At 73.3% G+C, this 16032-nt stretch carries 16 protein-coding genes; 9 read left to right on the top strand and 7 right to left on the bottom strand.

The features are described from left to right. Nucleotides 1-27 precede the first annotated feature (27 nt). Nucleotides 28-756 (bottom strand): VOC family protein, encoded by a 729-nt coding sequence (locus ACZ3OF_RS30525; RefSeq protein ID WP_361675918.1) that lies wholly within the window; start codon nucleotides 754-756, stop codon nucleotides 28-30. A gap of 179 nt (nucleotides 757-935) precedes the next feature. Between ACZ3OF_RS30525 and ACZ3OF_RS30520 the strand changes: the two genes are divergently transcribed. Continuing rightward, nucleotides 936-2150: an FUSC family protein gene (locus ACZ3OF_RS30520; protein WP_361675921.1), complete on the top strand. Its 1215-nt coding sequence runs from the start codon at nucleotides 936-938 to the stop codon at nucleotides 2148-2150. Nucleotides 2151-2180: 30 nt separating this feature from the next. Here ACZ3OF_RS30520 and ACZ3OF_RS30515 read toward each other — a convergent pair whose 3' ends face one another. Beyond that, on the bottom strand, nucleotides 2181-2372 hold the full coding sequence (locus tag ACZ3OF_RS30515; protein ID WP_352188955.1) for a hypothetical protein: 192 nt from the start codon (nucleotides 2370-2372) through the stop codon (nucleotides 2181-2183). Nucleotides 2373-2554: 182 nt separating this feature from the next. Between ACZ3OF_RS30515 and ACZ3OF_RS30510 the strand changes: the two genes are divergently transcribed. Together ACZ3OF_RS30510 and ACZ3OF_RS30505 are read left to right on the top strand one after the other, a co-directional pair. Beyond that, nucleotides 2555-2833 carry a hypothetical protein gene (locus ACZ3OF_RS30510; protein WP_361675924.1) on the top strand — a complete coding sequence of 93 codons (279 nt, stop codon included), beginning with the start codon at nucleotides 2555-2557 and terminating at the stop codon, nucleotides 2831-2833. A gap of 732 nt (nucleotides 2834-3565) precedes the next feature. Continuing rightward, nucleotides 3566-5368, top strand: a complete 1803-nt coding sequence (locus ACZ3OF_RS30505; RefSeq protein ID WP_361675930.1) for a S8 family peptidase — start codon at nucleotides 3566-3568, stop codon at nucleotides 5366-5368. Here ACZ3OF_RS30505 and ACZ3OF_RS30500 read toward each other — a convergent pair. Next, nucleotides 5365-5586 (bottom strand): hypothetical protein, encoded by a 222-nt coding sequence (locus ACZ3OF_RS30500; RefSeq protein WP_361675934.1) that lies wholly within the window; start codon nucleotides 5584-5586, stop codon nucleotides 5365-5367. The genes ACZ3OF_RS30505 and ACZ3OF_RS30500 overlap by 4 nt on opposite strands. Nucleotides 5587-5623: 37 nt before the next feature. Further along, nucleotides 5624-6169, bottom strand: coding sequence for an EF-hand domain-containing protein (locus ACZ3OF_RS30495; RefSeq protein ID WP_361675937.1), 546 nt, complete (start codon nucleotides 6167-6169; stop codon nucleotides 5624-5626). A gap of 103 nt (nucleotides 6170-6272) precedes the next feature. Here ACZ3OF_RS30495 and ACZ3OF_RS30490 point away from each other — a divergent pair, with 103 nt between their 5' ends. Together ACZ3OF_RS30490 and ACZ3OF_RS30485 are read left to right on the top strand one after the other, a co-directional pair. Further along, the gene (locus tag ACZ3OF_RS30490) at nucleotides 6273-7334 is read left to right on the top strand and encodes a M28 family peptidase (RefSeq protein ID WP_361675940.1); all 1062 of its coding nucleotides are present in this window, start codon (nucleotides 6273-6275) and stop codon (nucleotides 7332-7334) included. Nucleotides 7335-7419: 85 nt separating this feature from the next. After that, nucleotides 7420-7716, top strand: a complete 297-nt coding sequence (locus ACZ3OF_RS30485) for an antibiotic biosynthesis monooxygenase (protein WP_361675942.1) — start codon at nucleotides 7420-7422, stop codon at nucleotides 7714-7716. Nucleotides 7717-7728: 12 nt separating this feature from the next. Here ACZ3OF_RS30485 and ACZ3OF_RS30480 read toward each other — a convergent pair whose 3' ends face one another. After that, nucleotides 7729-8190, bottom strand: coding sequence for an RrF2 family transcriptional regulator (locus ACZ3OF_RS30480; RefSeq protein WP_361675945.1), 462 nt, complete (start codon nucleotides 8188-8190; stop codon nucleotides 7729-7731). Nucleotides 8191-8324: 134 nt separating this feature from the next. On the opposite strand from ACZ3OF_RS30480, the gene ACZ3OF_RS30475 reads away from it, so the two are divergent. Further along, a complete protein-coding gene (locus tag ACZ3OF_RS30475) occupies nucleotides 8325-11072 on the top strand; it encodes an FAD/NAD(P)-binding protein (RefSeq protein ID WP_467307970.1) in 2748 nt (915 codons plus the stop codon). Nucleotides 11073-11079: 7 nt separating this feature from the next. Here the strand turns inward: ACZ3OF_RS30475 and ACZ3OF_RS30470 are convergent, their stop codons facing one another. After that, nucleotides 11080-12309: a Tm-1-like ATP-binding domain-containing protein gene (locus ACZ3OF_RS30470; protein ID WP_467307969.1), complete on the bottom strand. Its 1230-nt coding sequence runs from the start codon at nucleotides 12307-12309 to the stop codon at nucleotides 11080-11082. Between the two features lie 104 nt (nucleotides 12310-12413). Here ACZ3OF_RS30470 and ACZ3OF_RS30465 point away from each other — a divergent pair, with 104 nt between their 5' ends. The 3 genes from ACZ3OF_RS30465 (at nucleotide 12414) to ACZ3OF_RS30455 (ending at nucleotide 14338) form a co-directional block, all read left to right on the top strand. Beyond that, nucleotides 12414-12992 carry a Type-2Aa cytolytic delta-endotoxin gene (locus ACZ3OF_RS30465; RefSeq protein ID WP_361675951.1) on the top strand — a complete coding sequence of 193 codons (579 nt, stop codon included), beginning with the start codon at nucleotides 12414-12416 and terminating at the stop codon, nucleotides 12990-12992. Nucleotides 12993-13068: 76 nt separating this feature from the next. After that, nucleotides 13069-13689, top strand: coding sequence for an L-threonylcarbamoyladenylate synthase (locus ACZ3OF_RS30460; protein ID WP_361605411.1), 621 nt, complete (start codon nucleotides 13069-13071; stop codon nucleotides 13687-13689). 16 nt (nucleotides 13690-13705) lie between these two features. Then, entirely contained in the window at nucleotides 13706-14338 is a 633-nt protein-coding gene (locus ACZ3OF_RS30455; RefSeq protein ID WP_361675954.1) for a DUF4232 domain-containing protein, read from the top strand. A gap of 23 nt (nucleotides 14339-14361) precedes the next feature. Here ACZ3OF_RS30455 and ACZ3OF_RS30450 read toward each other — a convergent pair whose 3' ends face one another. After that, nucleotides 14362-16020, bottom strand: a complete 1659-nt coding sequence (locus tag ACZ3OF_RS30450) for an FAD-dependent oxidoreductase (protein WP_467307965.1) — start codon at nucleotides 16018-16020, stop codon at nucleotides 14362-14364. Nucleotides 16021-16032 lie beyond the last annotated feature (12 nt).

Below are 16032 nucleotides of genomic sequence, written 5' to 3'. Positions count from 1 at the left end.
GGCGGCACCGCACTCCGGCGCCGTGGGTCACTCCACGCTGTCCGCCACCGTGAACAGCCCGCCGTCGGGATCACGCAGGGTGACACGCCGGCCGTTGCCCGAGGGACTCACCGGCGAGGTGGTCGTCCCACCGAGCCGGAGGGCCGCCTCGACCGCCTCGTCGACATCGGGGACACGGAAGTGCACATGCCAGCGCGGCCGTACCTGCGGATCAGGGGCCGCCTCCACCGCACCGCCGAAGAGCCGGGCGACCGTGACACCCGCATGGCTCAGCACGACGTGGTCGTCCTCGTAACTCACCTGGCAGCAGCCCGGCCGCTCACCTGCCCAGTCCAGTACCTCGGCGTAGAAGATCGCCGCGTCGAAGGCGTTCCGGGTCCGCAGCTCCAGCCAGGCCGGAGCCCCGCCCTTGCCGACACTCCAGTCGGGGATCACCTCGCCCTCCCAGATGCCGAAGACGGCCCCCTCGCGGTCCGAGGCGAGCGCCGCGCGTCCCGTCCCGAACCGCAGCGGCCCCACGGCGACCGTGGCGCTGCGCTCCCGGATGCGTGCCGCGGTCACATCGGCGTCGTCGACGGCGAAGTACGGGGTCCAGGCGATGGCCACCGCGAGGCGCGGCGCCAGCGCGCCGATCCCGGCGACCGGGGCCCCGTCGCGCAGGGCGACGGAGAACTCCTCACCCAACCGGGTGGACCGGAACTCCCAACCGAACACACCCCCGTAGAAGGTCTCGGCAGCGCGGAGATCCCGGGTCATGAGACTGACCCAGCAGGGGGCGCCGGACACCGCATGGCTCGAGGTCGACACAACCTTCATCCATCCGTCGTGGACGCGTGATCGGTTCCCATCCCACCGTACCCCCGGCGAGATCGCCATTCCGGCGGGCCGTACCGGTACGGAGTGCGAAGAGTCCCCCGGTACGAAAACCTGAAAGCGTGAGGGACGTGCGCGCTGCGCTACGAAGAGTGGTGGCCGACCTGTCCGCGCGGCGCCGGGATCCGGCGGTCGTGCAGACCGTCAGGTCCACGGCCGCGGCCACGATCTCCTATGTCGTCGCCCTCCAGCTGAGCAGCGAACCCGCACCCCTCACCGCTCCGCTCACCGCGCTGCTCGTCGTCCAGGTCACCCTGTACTCCACGCTCACCACCGGCGTCCGACGGGTCAACGCGGTGGTCGTCGGCGTCGTCATCGCCATCGCGTTCAGCGCCCTCGTCGGTCTCACCTGGTGGAGCCTCGGGCTGATCATCCTGGCCTCGCTGGTGGTGGGCCGCTTCGTGCGCGTCGACGAGTTCGTGCCCGAGGTCGCGATCAGCGCCATGCTCGTCCTCGGTGTCACCCAGGTCACCGACACCGCCTGGGACAGGGTCCTGGAGACCCTCATCGGCGCGATCGTCGGTCTGACGTTCAACACGGTCCTCGCCCCGCCGGTCTGGGTCGGCTCGGCGGGCGAGTCCATCGAAGACCTCGCGCGCCGCATGCGCCGGCTGATGCTGGGCATGGGCGAGGAACTCACCACCCCCACACCCGTCGCACGCGCCGCCGCGCGCCTGCACGAAGCCCGCCGGCTCGACAACGACGTGGCCGACGTCGACGCGGCGCTGCGCCAGGCGGAGGACAGCCTCCGGCTCAACCCCCGGGTCAAGGAACAGGAAGGAGTCCTGCACCGCATCGTGCTGCGCACCGGGCTCGACACCCTGGAGATCTGCGCCGTCGTCCTGCGGGTCCTGGCCCGCACGCTCACCGACCTCGCCAAGGAGCGCAAGGACGCGGGCCTCTTCCCCGAGGACCTCGCGCTCGCGCTCGAAGACCTCCTGGCACGCATCGCCGACACGCTCGTGAGCTTCGCCGTCCTCGTCTCCACCCATGTCAGCGCGGACGCCGACGCCGCCGAGGAACGCCTCGCCGGCGAACTCCGCGCCGCCCGCGCGGTGCGCGACCACGCGGCGGACCTGCTGCTCCGGGCCGTCCAGAGCGACCCGAGCCAGTGGCAGCTGTACGGAGCGCTGCTCACCGAGGTCGACCGGATCCTCGACGAACTCGACCTCGACCACCGCGGGCGCCGCCTCATGGAAGAACTCGACCGCCACTCGCGCGAACGCGCCGAGCGACGGCCGAGACTGTCGGCGCTCCGCGACCGACTGGGGGTCTGAGGGACATCGGGGAATTCGGAAATCCGGCTGTCAACGCCGGTCGTTCATCAGCTCCTGGAACGAACTCATACAAGGGGTGCAGTGACGGTCGGTCCTCTCGCGCTCCTCCAACGGCTCCTCGTGGAGCGACTGCCCGCACAGGGCGGTCGCGGTGCCGATGGCGGCCACGTGCCAGACGAAGATCCCGTCACGGGGCGCTATGCCGACGTGCATTTCGTACATGGTCGTCTCCATGCTCGGCGGACGCTTGCCCCTCCAGTGCACCCGACGGAGGGCCGGTTGCACGCCCGGAGGGCGGCTGTTCGGGTGACGCGCCCCGTGCCGCCGCCGACCAGGCTGCCCCGGTGGTGGATGGCTACGCTGGAGCAGGGGGCGAGGACGGCGAACCGGTCGGAGGCGACCCCATGAGACGACGCCACCACTTTCATATCGACCACGCGGGGCACTCCGTCAGCGTCACGGTCCAGACCGGCCACAAGGCCGTCGTCGAGGTCCTCGTCGACGGCAAGGAGACGGGGTACGCCACGACCGGCTCCGACCGGCCGGTGACCGTGCACATCGAACTGCCGACCGACCCGCCGACACCCGCGTCCGTCCGCGCGGCGGCCGGGCCCGGCATCCCCCGCTGCGTCCTCGAAGTGCCGGGCACCGAGCCGCAGGTCATGTCCCCACGGCTCTACTGACCGCCCCCGCCAGGCGGCGTGGACCGTCCGCCCCGGTCCCGAACCGCCCCGTCCGTACACCGTACGGCCCACGCCGTCGTCGTCCAGCACGCTCGTGGTGCCGTACGGCCCCGCGGGCTGCTCGGCGGGGGCCTGGGCGTCCCCCCAGGGCTGGGCGCCGCGGGGGTGCGGGGCGTCGCCGCAGGTGACGGCGAGCGCCGCCGTCCGCCGCGACCAGCCGGGCTCCTCCGTGGCCGCAGTCCCTGTCGCGCCCGGAGTCCTCGCCGCGCCCGCCGCCCCTCGCCACGCTCGGAGCCCCCGCCGCGGCGGGGGCTCCGTGACGTGCGCGGCCGTGTCCCCGGAGGAGGGCATCCGGTCGAAGACCGCGCTGTCGTCGGACGTGACGAAGAGCGCCTCGTCCGCCGGAAGAAGATCCGCGGCCTCGTCGACGGTGAACCCGCCGGCCACCCCGAAACGCGGATCCCCGTCGTCCTCGACCAGCCGCACCCGCACGCCGCCACCCTGACGAACCGCCCACAGAGGAGGAAAACCTCCCTGGCCGACACACCGTCAGATCAACACTGTGTAACGCCAACGTGCTTGTCCGGTTGAAGACTTCCTTCCGCATGCGGTCCTCTGGGATCTTGCCTCCCACCCCCTACAACAAAGGGCTCGGCAGGCGCCACCAGCGTCACCGGGCCATCGGAGGACGCATTGTTTTCCCAGATATCCAGCCGGCTGAGATTCTCCGCCGTGGCCGTCGCCGCTCTCGGCTCGGCCGTCGCGCTCACCGTGCCCGTCGGAGCCGCTCAGGCCGCTCCGACGACCATCCCGGAGCCCTCGGCCGCCTCCGCGGCCCAGGCCGGCTCCACCGCGTCGGCCGCGTCCGCCTCCGCCGCCCGCAGCGCACGGGCGGCCGTCCCGGCGGCCTGGGCGGCCGGCACCCGTGCCTACCTCGTGATCACCGCTCCCGGTGACACCACGGCGGTCCGTACGGCGGTCACGAACAACGGCGGTACGGTCTTCGCCTCGTACGACGCCATCGGCGTCGTGGTGGCCCACTCGTCGTCGGCGAGCTTCGCCCCGACGATGCGCGGGGTCGCCGGCGTCCAGCAGGTCGGCGCCACCCGTACCTCCGACGTCCCCGCCGACGCCTACAACCCGGCGCTGCCGAGCAACCCGTCCCAGTCCGCGGCGCCGGCCACCGAGCCGGTCCGGTCGGACATGACGCAGATCAAGGCCGACCAGGCCTGGGCGGTCAGCACCGGCTCTCCGTCGGTCAAGGTCGGCATCCTGGACACCGGTGTGGACGACCAGCACCAGGACCTGGCGCCGAACTTCAACGCCGCCGACTCGGTCTCCTGCGCGTACGGCAAGGCGGACACCCGGGCCGGCGCGTGGCGTGACGTCGACACCCACGGCACGCACGTCGCCGGTACGGTCGCGGCCGCCAAGAACGGCAAGGGCGCCATCGGTGTCGCGCCGGGCGTGAAGATCTCCTCGGTCCGCATCGCGGAGCCGGGCAGCACGCTGTTCTTCGCCGAGAACACCATCTGCGGGCTCGTCTGGGCCGGTGACCACGGCTTCAAGGTCACCAACAACAGCTACTACACGGACCCGTGGCAGTTCAACTGCCCGAACAACGTCGACCAGGCGGCCATTCTGGAGGGTGTGGGCCGCGCCCAGAAGTACGCGGAGGGCAAGGGCTCGCTGCAGGTCGCGGCGGCCGGCAACGCCAACTACGACCTGGCGAACAAGACCACCGACACCTCCTCGCCCAACGACTCCACCCCGGTGACCCGGACCATCACCAACGACTGCCTGGACATCCCGGCCGAGCTGCCGGGCGTCGTCACGGTCGCGGCGAACGGCACCAACGGCTCGTCCAAGGCGTCCTTCTCCAACTTCGGACGGAACGTCATCGAGGTGTCGGCGCCCGGTGAGTCGGTCTACAGCACCATCCCCGGCGGCAAGTACTCCTCGCTGAGCGGCACCTCGATGGCCTCCCCGCACGTCGCGGGCGTGGCCGCGCTGCTCGCGAGCGCGAACCCGGGCGACACCCCGGCGGACATCCGTACGAAGCTGGGCGTGCAGGCCACCGACCTGGCCTGCCCCTCGGACAGCCGGTGCACCGGCACCACGGCCAACAACAGCTTCTTCGGCGAGGGCCGCGTCGACGCGCTGAAGGCGGTCGGCGGCACCACCCCGCCCCCCGGAAAGTACTTCGAGAACCTCACCGACGTCGCGATCGCCGACAACACCACCGTCGAGAGCGCCCTCACGGTCAGCGGCGTCACGGGCAACGCCCCGGCCACCCTCAAGGTGGGCGTGGACATCAAGCACACGTACATCGGTGACCTGAAGGTCGACCTGATCGCCCCCGACGGCACGGTCTACACGGTGCACAACCGGACCGGCAGCGGCACGGACAACATCGTCCAGACCTTCACCGTCAACGCCTCGGCCGAGGTCGCGAACGGCGTCTGGAAGCTCCGTGTGAACGACAACGCCAGCCAGGACACCGGCAAGATCGACGCCTGGAACCTGACCTTCTAGGCCTTACCCGGGCGCCCCTCGCCGGTCCGGCGGGGGCGCCCGGACTCCGTGCCGGAGTAGAGGTGGTCGACCTCGGGCCGCAGATCGAGTATGTCGAGGAACTCCGCCAGCTCGGCCGGGTCGGTCGTCCGGCTCGCGACGGCGCGCCGAGCGGCACGACGGCGGTCTCCGGGCCCCCGGGGGCCCGGCGAACCGTCGCTCTCCTCAGTGACGTCCATGACGAGATCCGACCACACCCCGGCCCGCAGCGCACGGTCAGTACACGCCGAGGAAGATGCCTCCGGGCGTGTTCAGGTTGTCGTTGTGCAGGTGGAACGCGCGCAGCGACCGGGCGATCTCCCGCTGCGAGATGAACGCGTCACGGTCCAGGTCGAGACGTTCGAAGACCACCGGGTCCTGCTCCCCGGTGACACCCCAGACGGCGAGATACGCGGCGAACTCCTCCCCGCTGACCCGCTTGTCGCCCTTGGTGTCCATGATGCGGAAGATGGCCGCCGCGAGGTTCTCGAGGAGTTCGGGGCGGTCGCTGTCGTAGCCCACCGCGCGGTGGGCCGCGACGAAGCCGTCCTGGTCCAGCCTTTCCCGCCCCGGTACCGACTGGGTGAGCAGCCCGAGCCACTGCGCCCAGTACGCCCGCTCCAGGGCCGCGATCCTGGGATCGTCCGCCGCGAGCCCGTAGGCCGTCGCGTACGCCGCCACGATCCGCTCATGGTCGGACCAGGTGACGAATCCGTCGCCGTCGGAGTCCAGTACCTCGAAGAGGCGCCGGAGCCTACGTGTGATCGGATCGAGCGTCGGCATTGCGGGGGTCCTTCCGTCGGAGGGGGTCGTATGGAGAGGGACGGCGGAACCCCCAGTGTGGTTGCTCGGGCGCGCCCGCGTCGTGTACGCCACCATCGACGCCATGGAGGCAGGTCCTGACGTGACCGCCCTCGTCCGGGAGCTGACCGGTCGAGCCGATCCCGCGCGCCTGCGGGACGACGTCGCGTTTCTCGCCGACCGCCCGCGCGGCCGGACCCACGCGCCCGAGGCCATGCTCCGCGCCGAGGCCCATGTGGCGCGCCGGCTGGCGGAGGCGGGCTGGCGGACCGAGCGGCAGCCGTTCGACGTCCGGTGGCGCCCGGGCTGCACCGACCGCCCCGGCGGAGCCCGCCTGTCGCCCTTCCGCTTCCGCGTGCACCGACGCCTGACCGGAGCCAACCTGCTGGCCGAGCTGGAGGACGAGGGCGACGGTCCCGTCGTGCTCGTCGGAGCCCATCTGGACACCGTCGCGGGCAGCCCCGGAGCCGACGACAACGCCTCCGGTGTCGCCGCCCTCCTGGAGGTCGCCCGGCTGCTCGGCGGGCTGCCCCGGCCGCCCGCGGTGCGCCTCGCCTGCTTCGACATGGAGGAGCTGGGCTTCGTCGGCGCCCGGGTCGCCGCCCGCGCGGCGGGGCCCGGCCGGCGCGTCGCCGGCATGCTCTGCCTGGAGTCCGTCGGCTGCTTCACCACCGCACCCGGAACGCAGACGATCCCGGCCGGGTTCGGCGCGGTCTTCCCGGACGCGGCCGGTGCCGTCCACGCCACCGGGCGGCGGGGCGACTTCGTGCTCGTCGTCCACCGCCGTTCCTCGGACACGGCTGCCGACCTGTGGCGCCGGGCGGCCGGGGCCGCGGACCCGCCCCTGCCCGCCGTCACCCTCCGCGACCCCCGTCCCGACGGCCCCCTCGGCGCCGTCGCCGGACTCGCCGTGCCCCCGATGAACCATCTCGGCCGCAGCGACCACGCGGCCTTCTGGAACGCGGGAGTCCCGGCCGTGCTGCTCACGGGCACGGCGAACTTCCGGAACCCGCGCTACCACCGCCCCACCGACACCCCGGACACCGTCGACCACGAGCGCCTGACGGCCGTCGCCGTCGCCACCGCGGCCACCGCCGCGCTCTGGCGCCCGCCCGGCCCGTCGCACCCGCGCCGTCACCGCCGGTAGCCGTCTCGGAGGCGGAATCGGGCCTTCGGCCCTACGGTGGTCGAAGAGCGCGATCACGACCGATCCCGTTACCGAGGAGGCTGCGATGGAGCAGCGCTTTGTCTGGGTGACCACGCGCCGCATCACGCCGGGCGCACTGGAGGAGTTCGAGCGGGCCTGGCGCCCCGGATTCTCACCCGACGGTCTGCACAAGGCGTACGCCTACTGGACCGAGGACGGCCAGGAGATCACCGGCGTCTCGCTCTGGGACTCGAAGGAGGCGTGCGACGCCTGGCGGTCCTCCGACGCGGAGCGGGCCCGCCGCGAGACCATGGCCCCGTATGTCGTCGAGGAGAACGAAGCCTTCTACCGGGGCGGCGAACTCGGCCTTCCCGGACGGTGACCGCACACGGCGCTACGGATACGTCCGTACGTCGTCCGTGTACTCGCGCGCCCGCTCCCGTACGAGCTCCGGCAGCCCGCCCGACGCCAGGTCCGCCAGGGTCGTGCCCTCGAGGACCTGGCGCAGACTCGCCCGCACCGCGCGCCACACGTCCGGCAGGGGCGCCGCCGCCCCCTGGTACTCCAGACCGGTCAGCTTCAGGTCACGCACGCTCACCAGCGGACCGTCCATCGCCCGGAGCACATCGGCGAGGGTTATCTCCGAGGCCGGCCTGGCGAGGGTGTAGCCGCCGTCCGGGCCGCGCACGCTCCGGACCAGCCGGGCCTGCCGCAACTCGCTGAGGACGACGAAGAGGAAGCGGACCGGGATGTCCTGCCGGCCGGCGACGTCCTCCGCCTTGAGCGGCCGGTCGGGGGAGCAGGCCAGCTCCGCCATGGCCCTGACCGCGTAGTCCGTTCGTGCTGAGATCCTCACCGCCTCAATGTCTCACGAGTGGCGCGAAACCGATCCGGACCTCAGGTGAAAGGGTGGTGCGCCCTTGTCCGTTCACATTGTTCATCGACATAGTGAACAACGTCGTCCACCACCCCCCGGCCGGAGGTCCCCTCGTGCCCACGCCCCAGACCGCGTCCACGCCCCGGACCGTCTCCGTCCGTCCGCGACCGACCGTGGCCGTCGTCGGCGCGGGCGCCGCCGGGGCGCTCGTCGCCGTCCAGCTCTGCGAGACTGCCGCCCGCCGGCGCACCCCGCTCGACCTCGTCCTCGTCGACCCGGCCGCCGAGGCCGGACGCGGCACGGCGTACGCCACCGAGGTCCCCGAGCACCGGCTCAACGTGCCGGTCGGCGGGATGAGCTGCTACCCGGACGACCCCGGCCACTTCCGGCGCTGGCTCTGCCGGCACGGCGAATCCACCGTCACCGAAAGGGACTTCGCGTCCCGGCACCGCTTTGGCTCCTACCTCGCCGACACCCTCGGCCGCGCCATCATCACCGCCCACGGCACCGTCGCCGTACGCCGGCTGCGAACCCGGGCGACCCGCTGCACGGACACGGCCGACGGGCGGTTCGAGCTGCAACTCGCCGACGGCGGGACGGTCACGGCCGACACCGTCGTCCTGGCCACCGGGCCCGCCGCGGGCACCGCCCGCTGGGCCCCGGCCGAACTGCGGGGCTCCGATCGGTTCATCGGCAGCCCCTGGTCGCCCGGCGCGCTCGACGCGGTGGGGCCGAGCGACGACGTACTGCTCGTCGGCGCGGGACTGACCGCCGTCGACCTCGCGCTCGTCCTCGACCGGCCCGGCCGCACCGTGCGCGCCCTCTCGCGCAGCGGCCTGCTGCCCCGGCCGCACGCCGTCGCACCGCTTCCGGCCGTACCCGCTCCGCCCGGCCTCACGGCCCTCCCGCTCCACCGGCTGCGCACCGCGCTCCGCCGCCACTTCGCCGCCTCGCTGCGCGACCACGGAGACTGGCGCCCCGCCCTCGACGGTCTGCGCCCCGCGATCGCCGCGCTCTGGCAGGGGCTCACCGACGAGGAGCGGGCCGAGTTCCTCGAACGCGACGCGACGCGGTGGAACGTCCACCGCCACCGGATGGCCCCCGCCACCGCCGAGACCATCGCCCGGGCCCGCGCCGCCCGCCGCCTGCACGTCCACTCCGGCCGGATCACCGCCGCCCGGACGCTCGACGACGGCCGGATCGCCGTCGCGCTCACCGACGGCCGGGAACTGACCGCGGGATGGGTCGTCGACTGCACCGGGCCCGGACTGCGCACCGACCCGGCCGACGACCCGCTCTGGGGCGGGCTGCTCGCCGCCGGCCTCGCCGCCCCCGGACCGCTCGGCATCGGCGTCGCCACCGACGCCGGCCGGCTCCGCGACGCCCGGGGCGGCACCGCCAGACCGCTGTTCACCCTCGGCGCGCCCCGGCGCGGCGAGCTGTGGGAGACGACCGCGATCCCCGAGATCAGGGCGCAGGCCAGGGAGATCGCCGAGGCCGTGCTCGCCCCACTCACCCGTGCCCCGCAGTCGACCCGTCGCCGGCCCACCGACCAGTTCGGGCTGTCGCTGTCGACCCACGCCGCGGCGGCCGCGGCCTTCCGCAGCGGCCTCGGCCGGGTCGTCACCGTACGGGCGAAGGCCGCCGAGGCGTTCTCCCGGGCCACCGCCCTCGACCCCGGCTTCGCCCTCGGGCACGCCGCACTCGCCCTGCTCGGCCACGAGTGCGGCGCGGACCTCGACGTACAGCGCGAACTCGCCGACGCCCAGCGCAGCGTGGCCGAGCGCGGCGACGAGCGGGAACGCTCCTTCGTCGACGTCGTCACCCGCCGGATCCGGGCGCACGACGGCGGCGCGGCGGCGGACGGCAGCGGGGGAGCGGACGGCGACCGCGCGCTCGTCGCCCACCTCGACCGCTACCCCGGCGACGCCTTCGCGCTGAGCATCGCCGTGCCCACCATCGCCTTCTCCGGCGTCGGCGACATCGACGGCACACTGGCCCGCCGCATCGTCGAGCACACCGCGCCCGCCTACGACGGGCACTGGTTCCCCACCTCGCTGCTGGCCTTCGTCCGCCAGGAGCAGGGCCGCATCGACGAGGCCGGCGCCCTCGCCACGGCGGCCCTCGCCGTCGAACCCGCCTCCGGCCACGCCGTGCACGCCCTCGCCCACGTCCACTACGAGTCCGGCGACCACCGCGCGGGACGCGACTGGCTCGACGGCTGGATCGGCGGCCAGGGTCGGGGCGCCGTGCACCGGGCCCACTTCTCCTGGCACGTCGCGCTCCACGAACTCGCCCTGGACGACTCCGAGGCCGTTCGCCGCCGCTGGTTCGCCCAGCTCGCACCGCGCCAGGTGAACGGCGTGCGGGCACTGGTCGACTCCGGCTCGCTCCTGTGGCGGGCGAGGATGACGCGGAACTGGACCGGAGCCGTACCCGTCGACGGGGTGCTCGACGCCGTCGAGCGCGACCTCCTCGAACGCCCCGCGAGCGCGTTCACCGCCCTCCACGGCGCGGTCGCCCTCACCGCGGCCGGCGATCTGCCCGCGCTCCGCCGGCTGCGCACCCACGCCACCGGAGCCGACCCCGTCCAGCGCGAGGTCATCGCCCCGCTCTGCCGGGCCCTCGAAGCCGTCCTGGAGGAACAGTGGACGACCGCGGTGGAGGGGCTGCGCGGACTGCAGCCCGCCCTCCGCCGCGTGGGCGGTAGCGCCGCGCAGCGCGAGGTCGTCGAGGAGACCCTGCTCTACGCACTCCTGGAGGCGGGCCAGAGCGACGCGGCCCGCCACCTCCTGGAGGAACGGCTCGACCGCCGCGCCTCCCCGCTCGACCGGCGACGGCTGGCCGACCTGCCGGGGTGAGGGAGGATCAACCCCCTTCGATCAGACGGTGCAGCAGCTCCGCGGCGGCGCGGCCGAACGACGGGTCGTTGAGGTGCGTGTCGGCCTCCACCACCTCGACCGCGCTGCCGCGCAGCCCGTCCCGTACGGCGGTGAACAGCACCTCGTCCACCACCGGATCGTGGTACGGCCCGCCCGGCTCCCCGAGCGTGGACAGCCCGCGCAGCGGCAGCAGGACGGTCGTGGGGCCGGTCGCGGACCGCAGCTTCGCCGCGACACGCGCGCCGAGCTCGGCGCACTCCTCGGCCGTCGTCCGGACCACCGAGATCGACGGGTTGTGCACCCGCACATCACGGTCGAGCACACGCTCGGGGACCGTGTCGAGGGGGCCGAACTTCACCAGGTCGAGCGCCCCCGGGCTCACCACCTGCGGCACCCCCGCGCGCCCGGCGGCGAGCAGCCGGTCGGGCCCCGCCGTCAGGATGCCCCCGCAGAGGTCGTCCGCCAGCTCGCAGAGCGTCAGATCCAGGACGCCCGCGAAGAGCCGCTGCTCCGCCAGCGACTCCAGCGTCCGGCCCCCCGCCCCGCTCGCGTGGAAGACCAGCACCTCGTAGCCGAGTTCGGTCAGCCGCGCCCGCGCCGCGTCGACGCCGGGCGTCGTCACCCCCGCCATGCTGGCGGCGATCAGCGGCCGGTCGCCACCCGGGGCCGGCGCGGGCGCCGCCGTCGCGAAACCCCGCGCCATCCCGGCGACCGCGTCGACGGCGTTCGCCAGTATCGGAGCCGACACCCGGTTGACCCCGGCGATGTCGACCACGCTGTACATCAGCGTGATGTCCGCCGAGCCGACGTAGGGCGCGACATCGCCCGAGGCCATCGAGGAGACCATCACCTTCGGCACCCCGAGCGGCAGCGCCCGCATCGCCCGCGTCGCTATCGACGTCCCACCGCTGCCGCCCAGAGCGAGCACCCCGTGGAGCCTGCCCTCCGCGTGCAGCCGCCGGACGACCTCGGCCGCCCCGCGCGCCATCGCGGTCACGGCCGCGCCCCGGTCCCCCTCGCTCCGTAACCGCTCCAGCCGTACGCCCGCCGCCCGCGCCACCTCGGCGCGGGGGACGTCGGCGGATATCTTCGGGGTCCCGATCACCCCCGTGTCGACCACGATGACCTCGACCCCGCGGCGCTCCAGCCGCTCACGCAGCCATCCGTACTCCAGACCCTTGGTGTCCAACGTGCCCACCAGCACAACGATCGCCATTCCCGTACTGTCCGTTGAAGTCGACAAGACGACAAGAGTGTGGCGGCCCGACGCCAGACGGCATACTGACCCCCCTTGATCACCACGACACATCAGGAGGAGTCATGACCGCCAGTTTCAGGACCGTCATCGAGGTGGGTCCGGACCATCTCGACCAGGCCCGGGCCATCGACCGGCTGTTCCAGGAGGCGATCGCGCCGGCCACCGTCAACTTCGACTTCGAGAACATCCATCAGGCCGCGGCCACCATCCCCGACAGCGCCGTCGTGAAGATGGTGCGCGGCTGGGGGCTCCAGGAGCACGCCCCCGTCATGGTCATGGTGCTCTCCCTCAAGGAGGCCGTGCGCCAGGCGCTGCCCGGCGAGTTCGCCGACGCCTCGTTCTGGGACACCGTCGAGAAGGAGCTCGCCGACGCGTTCACCGGCCTCGCCGCGCAGGAGGGCGAGCCGGGACTCTCGTACTACGACGAGGGCCCGGACCGGACCAGTTACTACCGGGACCTGTTCTTCGCCCTCCAGGACGAGGAGACCGGGGACCACATGTACGCGATCGCCTTCTGTATCGACGTGACCGTCGGACTGGAGAAGGAGAAGGCCGCCGCCCTCGAGATCATGGACATCGCGCCCTACACGATCCGGCTCAACGCGATCGTCCTGCGGCAGGAGTTGCGCCTCGCGGCCTGACGGCCGTCCCAAGGTGCGGTGACCCGCACCGGCCCGCCGTCCCGGGCCGGACCCGCGGGGAACCTAGACTGCCCGCATGGCGAAGTACTTCGACGTGCACCCCGAGAACCCTCAGCGGCGCACCATCAGCAGTGTGGCCGACAGCATCCGCTCCGGCGCGCTCATCGCGTACCCGACGGATTCCTGCTACGCGCTGGGATGCCGGATCGGCAGCCGCGACGGCATCGGCCGGATCCGCACGATCCGTGAGCTCGACGACCGCCACCACTTCACCCTGGTGTGCCAGAACTTCGCGCAGCTCGGCCAGTTCGTGCACGTCGACAACGACGTGTTCCGCGCCGTCAAGGCGGCGACACCCGGCAGTTACACCTTCATCCTGCCGGCGACGAAGGAAGTCCCGCGTCAGCTGCTGCACCCCAAGAAGAAGACCGTCGGCGTCCGCATCCCCGACCATGTCGTGACCCAGGCCCTCCTGGAGGAGCTCGGCGAACCGCTGCTCTCCAGCACCCTGCTCCTGCCCGGCGAGGACGAACCGATGACCCAGGGCTGGGAGATCAAGGAGCGGCTCGACCACGCGGTGGACGCCGTCCTCGACTCCGGTGACTGCGGCACGGAACCCACGACCGTCATCGACTTCTCGAGCGGCGAGCCGGAGGTCGTACGCCGAGGAGCGGGCGACACCTCGCGGTTCGAGTAGCCGGGGCGATCGCGACATGACCGCCATGTCCCCGCGCCACGGCCTCCTTCTGGCGGCGGCCGCCGTCCTGACCGCCGGGTGCGGTCTCGGGGCCGAACTCGACCGCGAGGCCGACCCCGGGCGGACCGGTGCCCACACCTCCGCCGAGCCGTTGCCCGTCCCGGTGCGCGAGCCGTCGGACCGGGTGGCCGAACCGCCCGCGCCCACCGCCACGGAAGGCTGCCCGGCGTCGGGCGTCCGGGTGACCACCGGCATGGTCAACGTGGCGATGGGGCTGCGGGCCATGCCCGTGACGCTCACCAACTGCGGTGCGGGCGAGCAGCGCGTCGACGGGTATCCGGACGTACGGGTACGGGACGTCGAGCGCCGCCCCATGGACGTCACGGTGCTGAAGGGTCCGGGCCCCATCACCCGGCTCGACGACCCCGGGCCGCACCCCGTGGCGCTGAAGCCGGGGGAGTCCGCGCGCAGCGTGTTCGTCTGGCGCTACTCGGCCGTCGACGCGTCGACCCGGCGGGGGAGCGGGGTGTACGTCGACATCGCCCCGGCCGCCGGAGCGGAGCGCCAGACGGTGGAGCCGGACGGCGGCCTCGACATCGGCGAGACGGGCCTGCTGGGAACGACGGCCTGGGACAAGGTCACGGACTAGGGGCGCGGGCCTGACATGCCCGCTCAGATCGGGCGGCGTAGGCGGCTGCCCCGTGCCGCGGCCACCAGGTCCGCCACCGTGGTGAGTTTGACCCGTGGCCGGCCGGTCTCGCGGCCCCGGGTCCGTTCGGCGCGGTCGATGGCCGCCAGACCCCGGGCGTCGACGACCTGCGCGCCGCGTCCGCGGGCGAGCCGTCGGAATGCCCGGGGCGTACGGGACGGAGCCGGCAGCGCGCCCGCGACGGCGTCGGCGAGGAGGGTGCCGACCGTCTCGGCCGCGCAGGTCCGGTTGGCGCCGATCCCGCCCGAGGGGCCGCGCTTGATCCAGCCGACGACGTACGTCCCGGACATCCCGGCCACCCGGCCCCGGTCGTGCGGCACGGTGCCGGTCGCCTCGTCGAACGGCAGCCCCGGCACCGGCACGCCCCGGTAGCCGACCGCCCGCAGCACCAGCTCGGCCGGGATCTCCCGCTCGTCCGTACCCTCCGTCACCCGAGCGGCCCGTACGGACCCCTCGCCGGCCAGCGCGACCGGTGCGGAGTGGAACCTCAGCACGATGCGCCGCTCACCCGTCGCCGACGGCGGTCGCGTCCAGTCCACGGCCTCCCGCGCCATGTCCCTTAGCAGCGCGGCCTTCTCGCGCGGCCCGGCGCCGTCGATCGCCGCACCGGTCCGGGGATCGTGGTCGTCGACGACGAGCCGCACCCCGGGCAGGTGGGTGAGGGCGAGGAGTTCGGAGGCGGTGTACGCGGCGTCCTCCGGGCCCCGCCGCCCGAGCAGGACCACCTCGCGGACCCGCGACGCCCGCAGGGCGGCGAGCGCGTGGTCGGCGATGTCGGTACCGGCCAGGGTCTCCGGGTCCATGACCAGGATCCGGGCGACGTCGAGCGCGACATTGCCGTTGCCGACCACCACGACCCGCTCGGCACCGGTCAGGCCGATCGCGTCCGCGGCGCACTCCGGGTGGGCGTTGTACCAGGAGACGAAGGCCGTCGCCGAGACGCTCCCCGGCAACTCCTCGCCGGGAACGCCGAGCCGGCGGTCGGTGGAGGCGCCCACGGCGTACACGACCGCGTCGTGGTGCGCGGCGAGTTCCTCCGCCGTGACGTCCTTGCCGACCTCGACGCCCAGCCGCATCCGTACCCGGGGGTGGGTGTGGAAGCGGGCGAACGTGTCGCCGACCTTCTTGGTCGCCGGGTGGTCCGGCGCCACGCCGTACCGGACGAGTCCGCCCGCCACGGGCAGCCGGTCGACCAGGGTCACCTCGGCGTTGGTGTGCAGCAGCAGGTCCTCGGCGGCGTACATGCCCGCCGGGCCGGTGCCGACGACCGCGACCCGGATCGGCGCGAAGTCGGACGGCAGGCCGCGCTCGAAGGCCGGCGCGCCCCAGGAGTGGAAGTTCGGCCCCGGGTGCTGGGCCGGAGGCTCCTTGTCGGCGAAGTACGCGGCGTTGACGGCCGCGTACCCGGCGTCGGCCGCCGAGAGGCTGTCCACCGGGAAGATCGCGTCCACCGGGCACGCGTCGGCGCAGGCGCCGCAGTCGATGCAGGTGGCCGGATCGATGTGGAGCATCTCCGTGCTGCCGAACTCCCGTTCCTCTGGGGTCGGGTGGATGCAGTTGACGGGGCACACGGCGACACAGGTGGCGTCGCTGCAACACGTCTGGGTGATGGCGTAGGTCATGTCGTCGGCTCA

The organism is Streptomyces sp. NPDC022552 (assembly GCF_055561875.1).
The sequence above is the reverse complement of the archived record's forward strand: the minus strand, read 5'-3'. Positions and strand labels throughout refer to the sequence as shown.